This window comes from Cobetia sp. BL01 (genome assembly GCF_056493605.1).
In genome coordinates this window covers 518,822-531,776 of the sequence record NZ_JBVBEE010000001.1, presented here as the reverse complement: position 1 = coordinate 531,776, position 12,955 = coordinate 518,822, and the positions used below count along the sequence as shown (strand labels likewise).

At 64.3% G+C, this 12,955-nt stretch carries 13 protein-coding genes; 11 read left to right on the top strand and 2 right to left on the bottom strand.

From position 1 onward, the window contains the following. The first annotated feature begins 55 nt into the window (after positions 1-55). The 4 genes from ACZYGA_RS02255 to ACZYGA_RS02240 all read left to right on the top strand — a co-directional run bounded on the left by ACZYGA_RS02255 (position 56) and on the right by ACZYGA_RS02240 (position 4,451). Positions 56-697, top strand: a complete 642-nt coding sequence (locus tag ACZYGA_RS02255) for a TRAP transporter small permease subunit (protein WP_136938765.1) — start codon at positions 56-58, stop codon at positions 695-697. Next, the gene (locus tag ACZYGA_RS02250; RefSeq protein WP_404625020.1) at positions 697-1,998 is read left to right on the top strand and encodes a TRAP transporter large permease; all 1,302 of its coding nucleotides are present in this window, start codon (positions 697-699) and stop codon (positions 1,996-1,998) included. Before ACZYGA_RS02255 ends, ACZYGA_RS02250 begins: the two co-directional genes overlap by 1 nt. Before the next feature lie 303 nt (positions 1,999-2,301). After that, entirely contained in the window at positions 2,302-3,198 is an 897-nt protein-coding gene (locus tag ACZYGA_RS02245; RefSeq protein ID WP_404625022.1) for an HAD-IIB family hydrolase, read from the top strand. A gap of 41 nt (positions 3,199-3,239) precedes the next feature. Then, the gene (locus ACZYGA_RS02240; protein WP_404625023.1) at positions 3,240-4,451 is read left to right on the top strand and encodes a glycosyltransferase family protein; all 1,212 of its coding nucleotides are present in this window, start codon (positions 3,240-3,242) and stop codon (positions 4,449-4,451) included. Positions 4,452-4,569: 118 nt separating this feature from the next. Here the strand turns inward: ACZYGA_RS02240 and ACZYGA_RS02235 are convergent, their stop codons facing one another. Both ACZYGA_RS02235 and ACZYGA_RS02230 read right to left on the bottom strand, forming a co-directional pair. Continuing rightward, positions 4,570-6,444, bottom strand: a complete 1,875-nt coding sequence (locus ACZYGA_RS02235; protein ID WP_254696543.1) for a sugar phosphorylase — start codon at positions 6,442-6,444, stop codon at positions 4,570-4,572. A 207-nt stretch (positions 6,445-6,651) separates the two neighbouring features. Beyond that, complete coding sequence (locus ACZYGA_RS02230) at positions 6,652-6,900, bottom strand: GlsB/YeaQ/YmgE family stress response membrane protein (protein ID WP_077375006.1); 249 nt, start codon at positions 6,898-6,900, stop codon at positions 6,652-6,654. Positions 6,901-7,206: 306 nt separating this feature from the next. Between ACZYGA_RS02230 and nrdR the strand changes: the two genes are divergently transcribed. The 7 genes from nrdR (at position 7,207) to ACZYGA_RS02195 (ending at position 12,899) form a co-directional block, all read left to right on the top strand. Then, positions 7,207-7,695, top strand: a complete 489-nt coding sequence (nrdR, locus tag ACZYGA_RS02225; RefSeq protein WP_077375003.1) for a transcriptional regulator NrdR — start codon at positions 7,207-7,209, stop codon at positions 7,693-7,695. Positions 7,696-7,772: 77 nt separating this feature from the next. Beyond that, positions 7,773-8,975, top strand: a complete 1,203-nt coding sequence (gene ribD, locus ACZYGA_RS02220; RefSeq protein WP_404625026.1) for a bifunctional diaminohydroxyphosphoribosylaminopyrimidine deaminase/5-amino-6-(5-phosphoribosylamino)uracil reductase RibD — start codon at positions 7,773-7,775, stop codon at positions 8,973-8,975. A 169-nt stretch (positions 8,976-9,144) separates the two neighbouring features. Then, positions 9,145-10,293, top strand: coding sequence for a bifunctional 3,4-dihydroxy-2-butanone-4-phosphate synthase/GTP cyclohydrolase II (ribBA, locus tag ACZYGA_RS02215; RefSeq protein ID WP_077374998.1), 1,149 nt, complete (start codon positions 9,145-9,147; stop codon positions 10,291-10,293). A 111-nt stretch (positions 10,294-10,404) separates the two neighbouring features. After that, entirely contained in the window at positions 10,405-10,887 is a 483-nt protein-coding gene (ribH, locus tag ACZYGA_RS02210) for a 6,7-dimethyl-8-ribityllumazine synthase (RefSeq protein ID WP_043331374.1), read from the top strand. After that, on the top strand, positions 10,884-11,399 hold the full coding sequence (gene nusB, locus ACZYGA_RS02205; protein WP_084208057.1) for a transcription antitermination factor NusB: 516 nt from the start codon (positions 10,884-10,886) through the stop codon (positions 11,397-11,399). Before ribH ends, nusB begins: the two co-directional genes overlap by 4 nt. Position 11,400: 1 nt before the next feature. Then, positions 11,401-12,429 carry a thiamine-phosphate kinase gene (gene thiL / locus ACZYGA_RS02200; protein WP_404625028.1) on the top strand — a complete coding sequence of 343 codons (1,029 nt, stop codon included), beginning with the start codon at positions 11,401-11,403 and terminating at the stop codon, positions 12,427-12,429. Then, positions 12,426-12,899, top strand: coding sequence for a phosphatidylglycerophosphatase A family protein (locus ACZYGA_RS02195; RefSeq protein ID WP_077374989.1), 474 nt, complete (start codon positions 12,426-12,428; stop codon positions 12,897-12,899). The genes thiL and ACZYGA_RS02195 overlap by 4 nt, the downstream gene beginning before the upstream one ends. Positions 12,900-12,955 lie beyond the last annotated feature (56 nt).

The window sequence follows — 12,955 nt, the reverse complement described above, 5'->3', positions numbered from 1 at the left end:
TGCTCACTGGGCGCGCCGATCCTCCTTGAGCAAGCCAGTTAGCAAGGAATTCGATATGGCAGAACATGATGTGGCGTCGCCGGGCCTGCCGGAGGCGTCGGATGACCACGACCCGAATCTGGGCACGCGCACGCCGCTGGACCGACTGGTCGGCAAGGGCACGCGCGCCGCGGCGTGGCTGGTATTGCTGGCGATGGCGATCAGCGTGTTCGAGGTGGTGATGCGCTATGGCCTCGACTCGCCGACCTCCTGGGTCCACGAGACGGTGATCTTCCTGGTCGCGACCAGCTTCGCGCTGGGCGGGCCGGCGGCGCTGGCCAACAACCGCCATATTCGCGTGCGTGTGCTCTACGACCTGGTCGGCACGCGCTTTCGCTACGTGCTGGACTGCTTCAATGACGTGATGACGCTCGTGTTCTGCATGGCGATGAGTTACGCAGGCTGGGTGATGTTCTGGCGGGCCTCGCACAGCCCGCTGGGCGAATGGCAGCTGGAGCGCTCCGGCACCTCGTGGAATCCGCCGTTTCCGGCGCTGACCAAGGGCGTGATCCTGTTCGCACTGGCGGTGATGACCCTGCAGGCGCTGTGGCATCTCTACCAGACCTTCTTCTCTCCCCGTCCGCCCGAAGGGGAAAGTGACGCCGCTGCCCACACGGCACAAGAGACGCGTACCACGTCAGACAAGGAGCAGCGCTGATGGATATCGCAACGGCTACCATGCTGCTGGTCGGCGGCATCTTCGCGCTGCTGGTCACGGGATTGCCGCTGGCCTTCGTCACCGGGCTGGTGGCATTGGCCTACACCTTCGGCTGGTTCGGCCCGATGGCGCTGCCGCTGGTCACCAGTCGTGTCTATGGCTTCGTCACCGAGTATTCGCTGGTGGCGGTGCCGATGTTCGTGTTGATGGCCTCGCTGCTGGATCGCTCCGGCATCGCCAAGGACCTGTTCAATGCCATGCGCGTGATGGCCGGACGCCTGCCGGGTGGCGTGGCGATCCAGACCATCGTGGTGGCGTTCTTCCTGGCGGCGATGTCCGGCATCATCGGCGGCGAGATCGTGCTGCTGGGGATTCTGGCGCTGCCGCAGATGCTCCGGCTCGGCTATGACAAACACATCGCCATCGGCGTGGTGTGTGCCGGGGGCTCGCTGGGCACCATGATGCCGCCCTCCATCGTGCTGATCATCTATGGCCTGATCGCCAACCAGTCGATTGCCGATCTGTTCACCGCGGCGATCACCCCGGCCATCGTGCTGATGGCAAGCTATATCCTCTATGTGCTGATCCGCTGCCTGCGCAATCCCGCGCTGGGGCCGGTGATGCCCGAGGAGGAACGGCGTGCCAGCTTCCAGAGCAAGCGTGAGCTGCTCAAGGCCGTCGGCGTGCCGGCGATCATCGCGGGAATGGTGCTGGGTTCCATCTATGGTGGGGTGGCCTCGGTGACGGAGGCAGCGGCGATGGGCAGCTTCGGCGTGCTGGTGGCGGTGATGCTGCGGGGTGAATTCTCCATCACCCTGATGCAGCGTGCGCTGTCCCAGACCATGAACACCTGCGGCATGATCATCTGGATCGGTATCGGGGCGGCGGCGCTGGTCGGGGTCTACAACCTGATGGGCGGCAACCGCTTCGTGTCGAGCATGATTCTCGGCCTCGATATCCCGCCGCTGGCGATCATCATGGTGATGATGGCGATCCTGCTGCTGCTGGGGCTGTTCCTCGACTGGATCGGCATCGCGATGCTGACCCTGCCGATCTTCGTGCCGATCATCATCCAACTTGGCTATGACCCGGTATGGTTCGGCGTGCTGTTCGCGGTCAACATGCAGGTGTCCTTCCTGTCGCCTCCCTTCGGGCCTGCCGCCTTCTATCTGAAAGGCGTGGCACCGGAAGGCATCAGTCTCAAGGATATCTTCGTCTCGCTGCTGCCGTTCATCGCCATCCAGCTGTGCGTGCTGGCGATGTTGCTGCTGTGGCCGCAACTGTCACTGTGGCTGGTCTAGTCTCAACAGATGTTGCTGATGGCCGAAGACTCGACGCCCTCGCAGATGCGAGGGCGTCGTCGTTCGTGACGACAGGTCTGCGCTGCAATGTGGCGACGCGACATGCATCAGGGGATTTGTGCTCATTGTTGGTGCAAGCAAGCCGGCAGTGAATCAGAGTTGAGAGTTGAGAGGCCAGACTGTCATTGCGACTGCACCATCTTGGCACATTCCCTGCAATGCTCTTGGCAGGCTTGCCTGGCGCAACGAGACCGCACCGCGGGGATGCCTGGCACGCTGCAGCACTTCATGAGGAGAGTTCACATGTCAGAGACTCAAGCACCGCTGTTGTTGCTGACCGACCTGGATGGCTCGCTGCTGGACCATCACGATTACTCGCCGGGTCCGGCGCGCAGCTGGCTGACCCGCCTGCGTGCTCGCGGCGCCTGGGTCGTGCCCAATACCTCCAAGACCGCGGCTGAACTCACGCCCTTGATGCGCTCGCTGGGGCTGGCGGGTCAGCCCTGGATCGCCGAGAACGGAGGCGTCGTGGCGCTGCCGGCCTCCTGGCTCAGTGCCTATCCACTGGAGGAGGCCAGTGCCCCGGATGCGCACGGCCTGTGCCGTATCGCGGTGGCCATGCCGCGTCGCGCGATTCTCGAGGTGCTGAAGGAATTGAGGGAGGAGTTCGCCTTTGAAGGCTTTGCCGCGATGTCGGTGGCAAGAATCAGCGAGCTGACGGGGCTGGGGGAGGCGGATGCGGCGCTGGCGGGGGAGCGTGATGCCAGTGAACCGCTGGTATGGCAGGACGCGCCGGAGCGCCTCGAGGAGTTCCGCACGCGCCTGGCCAGCCATGGCCTCAAGCTGACGCGGGGCGGGCGTTTCCATCATGTGACGGGCGACACTGACAAGGGGGTGGCGGCGCGCTATCTGATCGCGCGCTACCGGCTCTGTGAGCGGGTGCGTCCCTGGACACTGGGCTTCGGTGATGGCGCCAATGACCTGCCATTGCTGGCCGCGGTCGACAACGCTGTCCTGATCCCCGGCGTCGGTGATACCTCACAGCGCGATCGGGAGCTTGCCGAGTATCCGCTACTGGCGGATGAACGCCGCTGTTTTCGCGCCAATCACCCCGGGCCGCAGGGATGGGTCGAGGGATTACGTCACTGGCTGGCCAATGGCCAGCCGGAAGAATGGACATCCAGAGGCCTGCGCGCCTGACGCCTGCCTGATGCGTGTCTTCGGTATGACAAGGAGCTGACATGAGCGATTTTTACCAGAATGGCATCATCACCAACTTCCATAACCTGACCGACCGTCCGGTGGAGGACCTTGAAGCGGATCTGATGCGCTTCTCCCGCAAGCGGCCGATGAGCCTGATTCTGCCCTCGCTGTATTCCGAGCTGGAAGGCCCCGCGCTCAAGCACATCGTCGATGAGCTGGCGCAGGTGCCGTATCTCAGCGAGATCGTGATCGGGCTGGATCGTGCCGACCGCGACCAGTTCGAGCATGCCAAGGAGTTCTTCTCTCACCTGCCACAGCATCACCGTATCCTGTGGAACGACGGGCCGCGCCTGCGTGCACTGGATGATGAGCTGACCGAGCATGGTCTGGCACCGATGGAGGCCGGCAAGGGGCGCAACGTCTGGTATTGCTCCGGTTACGTGCAGTCATCAGGCATCGCCGAGGCGGTGGCACTGCATGACTGCGATATCGTCACCTATGATCGCGGCCTGCTGGCGCGTCTGATCTACCCGGTCGCCCATCCGCAGTTCAACTACGAATTCTGCAAGGGCTACTATTCGCGCATCGCCCAGGGCAAGCTCAATGGTCGCGTGGCACGTCTGATGGTCACGCCGTTGATCCGTGCGCTCAAGAAGGTCTATGGCCCGCTGCCGTATCTGGATTATCTCGACAGCTATCGTTATCCGCTGTCCGGTGAGTTCTCGATGCGCACCGACGTGCTGGCGGACATTCGCATCCCCAGCGACTGGGGGCTGGAGATCGGCGTGCTGTCCGAGGTGCATCGCAACTATTCCACCAAGCGTCTGTGCCAGGTGGACATCGCCGATGCCTATGATCACAAGCATCAGCCGCTGTCCGAGGAAGATGCGCTGGGCGGCCTCAATCGCATGAGTCTGGATATCGCCAAGGCCATGTATCGCAAGCTGGCGACGCTGGGGGTCGAGATTCATGGCGAGACTTTCCGCACCATCAAGGCGACCTACTATCGCATCGCGCTGGATCTGATCGAGACCTATTACAACGACGCCGTCATGAATGGCCTGACGGTGGATCGTCACAGCGAGGAAGCGGCAGTGGAGCTGTTCGCCGCCAACATCATGGATGCCGGCAGCGCCTTCCTCGACAACCCGCGTGACAAGCCCTTCATTCCGAGCTGGAACCGGGTGCAGTCCGCGGTGCCGGACCTGCTCGAGCGCATGCATGAAGCGGTGGAGCTGGACAACCAGTAACGACACCTTTCACCAACCGCTCACGTGGGTCACGCACGTTGCGGCAGACACGGGAAGGTAAAACGACAACGGGGCTGCCACTGGCAGCCCCGTTGTCGTTGGCGGGCACGTCGTCAGGTCAGACGACCTCGATGGCCGGTGGGCGCACCGACTGCTCCATCAGCCAGGCTGCCTGATAGGGGCGGCGCGCCATGGCGGGGTCGAAGGCCTTGTCATGACACAGGTGGTCGGTCAATGCGAGGCCCTGCCAGCTTTCCGGCAAGGGCAGCACACGCGGCTGGTCGGTGACATTGAGAGCGAACAGCAGGCGGCGTCCCTCGTGGGTGACGCGCTCGAAGACGAAGAAGTCCGGCCCCAGGTCGAACACCTGCTGATGGGCATCGGGGTGGAAGCACGGCTCCTCGCGGCGCAGCGTCATGCGACGCTTCAAGGCATGGAAGACCTCATGGGTCGCGGTGTTGGGGCTGGACAGCAGGGCTTCCAGTTCATCGCGCTGCCACTTGCGGCGGTTGATGGCGCGCAGATGCCCGTCGCGTTCGACCCCTTCCTGGTGATTGGGGGTGGCGGTCAGTGAATGAAGATAGAGGCCGGGAATGCCCTGCAGGCTCAGCATCAGGGTCTGACTGGCGATGAAGCGCTCGATCTGCCACGGGTCCCGTCCACGCCGCGTGCCCTTGAGGGCATCGAAATAGCTGATGTTCAGCTCATAGGGGGTGTCGGCGCGTCCCGGATTGGCGCGCATGCTGACGTAGCCACCGAAGTCGTGCACCAGTCGCACGAGGGTATCGCGCTCATGGTCCGGCAGCAGGCCTTCCAGCGCACGCACGCCGATGCCATCGTGGCTGGCCGTGAAGTTGAAGTAGCTGCATCCCGCCGGCAGAGAGGGCAGGCTGGCGGCCCACTCGGTCAGCGCACTGGCATCCCCGGAGGTCAGGGTATGCAGAGTCAGCGGCGGCAGCGTGAACTGATAGATCATGTGGGCTTCATCGGCCTGGGCGCTGCCCTCGAGAGAGGTCAGGTCCTGCTCGGAAAGGCGGTCGAGGCCGAAATACGACATGTTCTCGGCGTGGGGCACGTTGGTTTCCGTGATCAGCAGGCTGCCGGGGGCCAGATGATCCACGATGGCGCGCAGCAGGCGGACCACGGCATGCGTCTCCGGCAGATGCACGCAGGAGGTGCCCAGACGCTTCCACAGGAAGGCCACGGCATCGAGGCGGATCATGCGCGCGCCCTGCTCGAGGTAATAGAGCAGGATACCGATGAACTCCAGCAGGACGTCGGGGTTGGCGAAGTTGAGGTCGATCTGGTCATCCGAGAAGGTTGCCCACAGATGACGCAGGCCACGACGGGTATGCACCGGCGTGAGCAGGGCCGAGGGGCGTGGTCGCACCACGCTGGAGACGTCCGTTTCCGGGTCCATCTCGATGAAGTAATCGCGGCCGGGTTGCACGCCGGCCAGATAATCGGCGAACCACAGCGATTCCCGCGAGCAGTGGTTGATGACGAGGTCCGCCATCAGGTCACGTTGCTCGCTCAGACGCTGGATGTCCTGCCAGTCGCCGAGGGCCGGATTGACCTCACGGTAGTGGATGACGCTGAAGCCGTCGTCGCTGCTCCAGGGGAAGAAGGGCAGGACGTGCACCCCGGAGAGGCAGTCACCCAGACGGCTCGCGAGGAAGTCATTCAGGGTGGCCAGCGGGGCCTCGCCTTCCTGTTGCACGCTGTCGCCGTAGGTGATCAGCCACTGATCGCGTTCGCTCCACAGCGGTTCGCCCTCGGGAACCCGGGGGGCAAGACGCGAACGATGCAGCTCCATCAGTGTCTCGAGACGCCGCAGCACCTCATCCTTGCGCTCGGGATAGATCACCGCCAGCAGCGTCTCGGCGTGGCGGGCGAAGGCATCGTTCGAGAGCGGGTGTGACAGGGAGCGTGGGCCCGGTCGAGCGGCGTGTGAGGAAGAGGTGGAAGGATCGGGAGGTGGCATGTCGGGCATGAGCGGTCCTCGAAGTCATCAGTGCATGTGACTTGACCATGCAAGACGACGGCCAGCCCACTGGTGCAGGCTGGCCGTCGTCGAGTCATGGCGGGTGAAACCGGCGGGGAAAGCCATGTGATCAGCTCCTGTCAGGCCATGGAGCCGATCAGGCCCACCCGCACTGCTAGCGAAGTGCTCGCGAAGTGCCTGCGAGCGGGTCGCGGGCTACCTGCGAACGACTCGATACAGGATCAGCAGGATGATGGCACCGAGCACGGCGATGACGAAGCTTGCCAGATTGAAGCCGGTGACATCTCCGAAGCCGAGCTGCGTGCCGATCCATCCCCCTACCACGGCACCCAGGATGCCGATGATGCTGGTGACGATGATGCCACCGGGGTCCTTGCCGGGCATGATGACCTTGGCGATGATGCCGGCGATCAGTCCGAAGATGATCCAGGCGATGATTCCCATGTCGCGTCTCCTTGCGTCATTAGTAAGCACTTGGTCGTGAAGATCATTCACTCATGTGGCGAGCATCCTTGTGGGAGTTTCTCGCCGGCCTCGGTTCTCGGGAGTCTATGCGGATTCCTCTTCCGCTCCTCAAGGCTAACGCAGATAGGATCTGACTGACATAGGCTCCCGTGCACGAGTCTTAACGGTTACAATGGCGCCCATTCCATGTCTTTCGGCTGTGCTGCCGTGGCCCGACGCTGCTCGGCAGTACCGGAAGCCGAAGTACGCAACGCCGCCACCTCGCACTCAAGCAGGCTCCCAACAATGCACTGTCCCTTCTGTGGAACTCATGAAACCAAGGTCACGGATTCCCGGCTGGTGGTCGAGGGTGACCAGGTGCGTCGTCGTCGCCAGTGCGCGGCCTGCGGCGAGCGTTTCACGACCTACGAGACGGCAGAGCTGGTCATGCCGCGAGTGGTCAAGGGTGACGGTTCCCGTGAGAGCTTCGATGAGCACAAGCTGCGGGCAGGCATGTTGCGCGCGCTGGAGAAGCGTCCTGTCTCCTCGGAGCTGATCGAGGCGGCTGTCGAGCGTATCCGTCAGCGTCTGCGCGCCACGGGGGAGCGTGAGATCGAGGCGCGCCGGATCGGCGACGAAGTGATGCAGCAGCTCAAGCGGCTGGATCAGGTCGCCTATATCCGCTTTGCCTCCGTCTATCGCCGGTTTCAGGATCTGGACGAATTCCGTGCCGAGATCGACCGCCTCGCCCAGGAGCCCAGTTTCCTGCCCGGCGAGGAAGACAGCCGCTCCTGATCCGCGCATCGCCCGACCGTCCTGCGGTCCGACTGTCGGGCCGGTCCATGTTGTCGTCACACGCCGATAGGTATTGCATGTCCCTCACCTCTCATGACACCGCAGTCGGCCAGGAGCCTGGTCGCGATATTCGCCACATGGCGCATGCCTTGCGCCTTGCGCGCCTGGGAAGCTACACCACCCATCCCAATCCACGGGTCGGGTGCGTGCTGGTCGACCCCGTCACTGACAAGGTGATCGCCACCGGCTTTCATGTGCGCGCCGGGGAAGGGCATGCCGAGGTCAACGCCTTGGCCGCCGCCGGTGAGCGAGCCCTGGGCTGCGTGGCCTACGTGACGCTGGAGCCCTGCTCGCACACCGGGCGAACCGGACCATGCTCACGCGCCTTGATCGCGGCGGGCATCTCGCGGGTGGTGATCGCCATGCGGGACCCGAATCCGCAGGTCGCCGGGCGTGGCATCGCCATGCTTCAGGGCGCTGGCATCGCCGTGACGGTGGGCGTGCTGGAGCAGGAGGCGCGTGCGCTCAATCCCGGCTTCCTGTCGCGCATGGAGCGCGGGCGCCCCTTCGTGCGTCTCAAGCAGGCCATGAGTCTGGACGGTCGCACCGCGATGGCCTCCGGTGAATCCCAGTGGATCACCGGCCCGGAAGCGCGCAGCGCCGTTCAGCGACTGCGCGCACGCTCCAGCGTGGTGATGAGCGGTATCGAGTCGGTCATCTTCGATGATTCGCGCCTCAACGTGCGCGCCGAGCAGCTGGGGCTGGAGGCGCATCCGCTGGGGCTCGAGGCGCTGGTGGCGCGTCAGCCGTTGCGCGTGGTGGTGGATACGCATCTGCGCCTGCCACTGGCGGCGCGAATCCTTGAGCAGGATGGCAGAACCCTGGTGGTCTGTGTCGCGGATGAGACAGCGGCTCAGGCAGAACGGCGCAGACTGTTGGAAGCGGCCGGCGCCGAGGTGCTGGCGCTGCCGGCGGGCCCGGAGGGGCGTGTGGATCTCGAGGCGCTGTTGCGCCATCTGGCCGAGCACGAGCAGGCCAATGAGGTCCTGCTGGAGACCGGTGCGGTGCTTGCCGGTGCCATGCTCAGTGCCGGACTGGTGGATGAGATGCAGCTGTTCATGGCGCCGACGCTGCTGGGCGGGGAGGCGCGTCCGTTGCTGGCCCTGCCCGGACTCGAGCACATGGCGCAGCAGCGGCGGGTCGAGATCCGCGAGATTCGTGCCGTGGGGCGCGACTGGCGCATCACGGCAGTGCCCGACAACGGCGACCCTTTCGGCTGAACTGACTGAGAGAAATTGCCTGCCAGCGCAAGGACTTGCCGCTGTCTGGCGACAGTGGCGTCGCGGGGCGCTGGCGCAAAACCGGGTGGCGGGGTACCCTGACGCCCGACTTTTTGATAACACGCGTGGGCCGGGCAACCGTCGGCGCGGTCCGAAATGTGGAGCAAGCATGGCGCTATCAGGCATCGCAGCACTCGTCGAGGATATCCGGCAGGGCAAGATGGTCATCCTCATGGATGACGAGGATCGTGAGAACGAAGGCGACATCATCATCGCCGCGGAAGCCGTGACAGCCGAGCACATCAACTTCATGGCGCGTCATGCGCGTGGCTTGATCTGCATGCCGATGTCGCGTGAGCATTGCGAGCAGCTCCAGCTGCCCTTGATGGTGCAGGCCAACGGTTCCGGCTTCGGCACCAAGTTCACGCTCTCCATCGAAGCCACCGAAGGCGTCACCACCGGTATCTCCGCTGCTGATCGCGCACGTACCGTGCAGGCGGCTGCCGCCCGCAACGCCCGTCCGCAGGATATCGTCCAGCCGGGGCATATCTTCCCGCTGATGGCGGAACCGGGTGGCGTGCTGCGTCGTGCCGGCCACACCGAGGCGGCCTGTGATCTGGCCTCCATGGCGGGCTTTGGCGCGACCGGCGTGATCTGTGAGGTCATGAACGACGACGGCAGCATGGCGCGTCGTGAGGAGCTCGAGCGCTTTGCCGCCGAGCATGATCTCAAGGTCGGCACCATCGCGGACCTGATCGAATACCGCATCCACAACGAACAGACCGTGGAAGTGCTGGACAGCGAGCAGGTCGAGACGGCTTTCGGCGAGTTGACGCTGCACTGCTTCAGCGATCGCATCCAGGGCCGTCACCATCTGGCGCTGGTCAAGGGCACGCCGACGCCTGACGCCTTGACCACCGTGCGTGTGCATGTGGAGGACCCGATGCGTGACCTCCTGACCCTGCGTCAGCCGGGCAGCAGCAGCTGGGCGCTCCATGATGCACTGTCACAGGTCGCTGCCGCTGATGCGGGCGTGCTGGTGCTGCTGGACACCGGCAGTGATTCACAGGATTACAAGGAACGTCTCGATGTCTTCCTCGGACGACGTCGTACGCCGCGCACCAACGAATCCGATGGTGCGGGCAACTATCTGACTACCGGTACCGGTGCCCAGATCCTCAGGGATCTCGGCGTCGGCCGGATGCGTCTGCTCAGCTCGCCGTGGAAGTTCTCTGCGCTGTCCGGTTTCGGCCTCGAAGTGGTCGAGCTGATCGGCAGTGATGACGCGGCCAGTGGCACAGACACCGTGGGTGCATAAGGCCCCGGCACTACCCAAATGGCGGGAGTGGGGACCAGTCGCGGTCGTCGCTCCCGGTATGATTGATATCTCCGCCCCGGTTCGCCGGGGCGCTAGCATTGTGGACTGACCATGCAACCGATTGCTCAACTCGAAGGCACCTTCACCAATGTCGATGGCCGTTACGTCATCGTCGTCGGGCGTTTCAACCACCACGTCGTCGATAGCCTGGTGGAAGGCGCGGTCGATTCCCTCGTACGCCACGGCGTCGATGAGGAAAACATCGACCTGATCCACGTGCCGGGCGCCTGGGAAATCCCGCTGGCCGTCAAGGCCGTGCTGGCCAAGGTCAAGCCGCACGCCGTCATCACGCTGGGCGCGGTGATTCGTGGTGGCACGCCGCACTTTGAATATGTCGCCGGTGAATGCAACTCCGCCCTGTCTCGTCTGCAGCTCGAGTTCGACACGCCGGTGGCCAATGGCGTGCTGACGGTCAACTCCATCGAGCAGGCCATCGAGCGTGCGGGCACCAAGGCCGGCAACAAGGGCACTGAAGCCGCGATGGCCGCCATGGAAATGGTCTCGCTGCTCAAGGCCATGGGAGGTGATGCATGAGCGAACGTCAGCAACGTTCCGAGCGTGAGCCGTCCAAGCAGCAGCAGGCACGCCGTGCCGCGCGTGAGCTGGCGGTCCAGGGCATCTACCAGTGGCAGATGACCGGCAAGAGCATGACCACCATCGAAGCCGAGTTTCGCGGTCAGCAGGTCGATGACGATGTCGAGCTGCACGAGAACTGGGTCGAGGTGATGCGCATCGCTGACCAGGCGCTGTTCCATGAGCTACTGCACAACGTGCCGCGTTTCCAGAAAGAGCTGGATGCCAGCATCAGCCCGCTGCTGGATCGTCGTCTTCAGGATCTCGACGAGATCGAGCTGGCCATCCTGCGTCTGGGCGCCTACGAGCTCTCCAAGCGCATGGAAGTGCCGTACCGTGTCGCCATCAACGAAGGGGTCGAGCTGGCCAAGACCTTCGGTGCCACCGATGGTCACAAGTACGTCAACGGGATCCTCGACAAGCTGGCAGTCAAGCTGCGCAGCGCCGAGGTGACCCAGGCCCGCCTGCGCTGACATGCCGGGCGAATTCGAGTTGATCGCCCGCTACTTCCAGCGCGATCTGTCCGGGGCACCGGGCGTGCTGCTGGGGCCGGGTGACGACTGTGCGCTCCTCGCCGCCGGTGATGGCATGCAGCTGGCGATCAGTGTCGATACCTCCGTGGCGGGCGTTCACTTCCCGCCGGATGCTCCGGCGTCCTCGATCGGGCATCGCGCCCTGGCGGTCAATCTTTCCGATCTGGCCGCCATGGGGGCGACGCCGCGCTGGGCGTTGCTGGCCTTGACGCTGCCGGAGGTCAACGAGGACTGGCTGCATGGCTTCGCTGCCGGCTTCCATGCGCTGGCCGAACGTCATGGCATCGCCCTGGTCGGGGGCGATGTCACACGCGGCCCGCTCTCCATCACGATCACCGTGCATGGCGAGCTGCCGCTGGTGCTGGAGGATGCAGGCCACCCGGATAGCGTATCCCGCCCCATCCTGCGACGTGATGGTGCCCGTGAAGGCGACCTGGTGGTCATCACGGGCGCACCGGGAATGGCGCATGCCGGTCTGAAGGCATGGCAGTCCGGCACGCGGGATGTGCTGGACCCGTGTCTGGCCGCCTATCTGCGTCCGGAGCCGCGTGTGGAGGCGGGCCTCGCACTGCGCCAGCTGGCCAGTGCGGGCCTGGATGTCTCCGATGGCGTGATGGGTGACCTGGCACACATCTGTCGTGCCAGTCAGCTGTCGGCGGCGCTGGAGCTTGGCGAACTGCCGCTGGCGCCGGAGCTGATGGCGGCGCTGGGCGAGCAGGGCGCGCGCGAGGCGGTCCTCAATGGCGGTGATGATTACGAGTTGCTGCTGACGATGCCGGAAGAGCATCTCGAGAGCGCCATCAACGCGCTGCGCCCCCTGAATCTGTCCTTGAGTGTCATCGGGCGCATGCAGGCAGTGGAGGGAAGCGAGCCGCGTGTCATCCTCGAGCAGGAAGGGGTCGAGCAGGCTGCCGCGGGACGCAGCTGGCAGCACTTCCCGCCGGCGGATGCCACGGAGGTGAGCTCATGAATCGTGCACCTGCCAGTGTCTGGCGTCGTCCCGTCCATTTCCTGGCCTTCGGGCTCGGCAGTGGCACGGCGCCCTTCGCGCCCGGTACCTTCGGCACCCTGGCCGCCATTCCGTTCTATTGGATGATGGCGGGACTGGGGCTCTGGCCCTACATCGCCATCGTGGTGGCCGCCTCCGTTCTCGGGATCTGGATCTGTGATCGCACCTCGAAGGATCTGGGCGTCCACGATCATTCCGGCATCGTCTGGGATGAATTCGTCGGCTACTGGATCACCATGGTCGCCGTGCCGTTTTCATGGCAGGCTGCCCTCTGGGGGTTCGTGGTCTTCCGGGTCTTCGACATTCTCAAGCCATGGCCGATCCGCTGGGCTGACCGTCGTGTGGCGGGGGGATTCGGCATCATGCTCGATGACATCTTCGCCGGCATCTTCGCCTGGTCGACCATGCATCTATGGCTGTGGCTGCATTGAACAGGAAGCAAGGCACTGCGTGGTGGGTGTGACGCTTCAACAATGACAAACAAGGG